We start from the raw sequence: 1,831 nt of genomic DNA, 5'->3' as shown, positions 1-1,831 counted from the left end.
CCGGCGGACCGGGTGGGGCGGGCGCGGCCGGCGGGACCGGCGGACCGGGTGGGGCGGGCGCGGCCGGTGGGACCGGTGGGACCGGTGGCGGGACCGGGACCGGGACCGGTGGCGGGACCGGGACGGGTCGTGCGGGTGGCGGCGGGTTCGGTGGTGCCGGGAGCCTGCTCGGCGGGTCCACCGAGGTCTCCTCGACGCTGCGGAAGGCGCTCCTGGAGGACGCCGACGACTACACCTGGGTCGCCGCCACCATCGGGTCGAACAGTGCCGCGACCTACCAGCTCGCCACGGGCGCCTCGGTGATGCCCATCGGCGGCTTCAACGGCTCGGACCCGTCACCCACCCTCGAGGAGTTCCAGGCAGACGTCGCTGCTGGGAAGATCCACTACTTCATCGCCGGCAGCGTCGGGCAGTCGAACGGCGGCAGCGACGCGGCGTCGGAGATATCCGAGTGGGTCGAGTCGACCTTCACCTCGTCGACGATCGGAGGCGTCACGGTCTACGACCTCACCGCGGGCTAGGGTCGACGAGTGCTCGGCGCCGACGACCCCCTGGACCCGGTGCCCCGTCGCGTCCTCGTCGCCGGCACCACGGGCGTCGGGAAGACCACCACGGCCGGGCGTATCGGCCGGGTCCTCGGCCTTCCGCACACCGAGATCGACTCGCTGTACCACGGGCCCGGCTGGGTCCCGCGGGACACCTTCGTCGCCGACGTCGAGCGGTACACGAGCGAACCCGCGTGGGTGACGGAGTGGCAGTACACCTCCGTCCGGGCGATGCTGGCGAACCGTGCAGACACGCTCGTGTGGATCGACCTGCCGACTGCCCAGGCGCTCTGGCGGCTGCTGCGTCGGACGCTCCACCGTCGGTTCGGGCGCATCGAGATGTGGAACGGCAACGTCGAACCGTCGTTGTGGACGTTCTTCACCGATCGCGGCCACATCCTGCGCTGGGGCATCAGCACCCGGAACGTGACGCGTCGTCGGGTGCCCGAGCTCGTCGAGACCGCACCGCACCTGCGCATCGTCCACCTCCGGTCGCAGCGGGAGGTCGATCGGTTCGTGCAGCACCTCGGCGAGGGTCGCGGATAGAATCGGGGCCGTCCGCCTCCGTAGCTCAGTGGATAGAGCAGGTGGTTTCTACCCACCGTGCCGCGGGTTCGATTCCTGCCGGGGGCACACGACGAAGGCCGCCGTCCATCGGGACGGCGGCCTTCGTGTCGTTCGGCGACTGCCTACTCGTCGTCGTCGGCAACGCGTCGACGGAGTTCGCTCGCGCTGATCGGCTGCGTGTAGGGCGCTTCCGAGGTCTCGTTCGCATCGGCCGGCTCGGCGGGGCCGTCCGCGATGCGGGTCGGGATCGACCGGGTGTGTGCGGTCGTCGAGGCGTCGACACCGCGGGCGTCGGACTCCGTGGTGCGGTTGACGTGCGCGTCCGCCGAGGTCGGCTTGGCGACCGGCGGCGTCGCGCTCGCGTCGGGACCGGTCGTGTCCGCCCCGCGGGGCCCGCTGCTCCGGGGGTCCGTGGCGGGACGGTCGGTGCCGCGAGGGCTGCTCGGCCGGACGTCGTCGACCGCGTCGGCGTTGTCGGTGTCCGCGCCGGACGCGGTCGAGCCGCGGGTGCCGGCGGGCGATGCCGGCGAACCCAGGGGCGCCCGGGTCGGGGTGGCGGCGTCGCCGTACGCGCGGGTCGCGCCCTCGCCGTACGCGCGGTTCGCGCCGTCGCCATACGCGCGCGTGGCGTTCGTGGCGTTCGTGTCGGAGATCGGGATCGTCCGGTTCGTGCCGGAGGTGTCCGAGATCGGCGTCGTCGCGTTCGGGTCGACCGGTGC

Annotated in this window: 1 protein-coding gene, 1 tRNA gene and 2 pseudogenes; 3 read left to right on the top strand and 1 reads right to left on the bottom strand. The window is 73.0% G+C overall.

Annotation, left to right across the window (positions count from 1 at the left end):
* The 3 genes and pseudogenes from HWD93_RS18135 to HWD93_RS18125 all read left to right on the top strand — a co-directional run.
* Window positions 1-521, top strand: a pseudogene (locus HWD93_RS18135) (glycosyl transferase); the annotation flags it as partial.
* Window positions 522-530: 9 nt separating this feature from the next.
* The gene (locus HWD93_RS18130; protein WP_261647565.1) at window positions 531-1,091 is read left to right on the top strand and encodes an AAA family ATPase; all 561 of its coding nucleotides are present in this window, start codon (window positions 531-533) and stop codon (window positions 1,089-1,091) included.
* A 14-nt stretch (window positions 1,092-1,105) separates the two neighbouring features.
* Window positions 1,106-1,178: transfer RNA gene (locus tag HWD93_RS18125), tRNA-Arg, on the top strand.
* 56 nt (window positions 1,179-1,234) lie between these two features.
* Here HWD93_RS18125 and HWD93_RS18120 read toward each other — a convergent pair.
* Window positions 1,235-1,831: pseudogene (locus tag HWD93_RS18120) on the bottom strand (hypothetical protein); the annotation flags it as partial.

The sequence above is a fragment of the Curtobacterium sp. C2H10 genome, from assembly GCF_025407985.1.
In the GTDB taxonomy this organism is placed as follows: Bacteria; Actinomycetota; Actinomycetes; order Actinomycetales; family Microbacteriaceae; genus Curtobacterium.
This window is presented reverse-complemented; position numbering and strand designations above follow the sequence as displayed.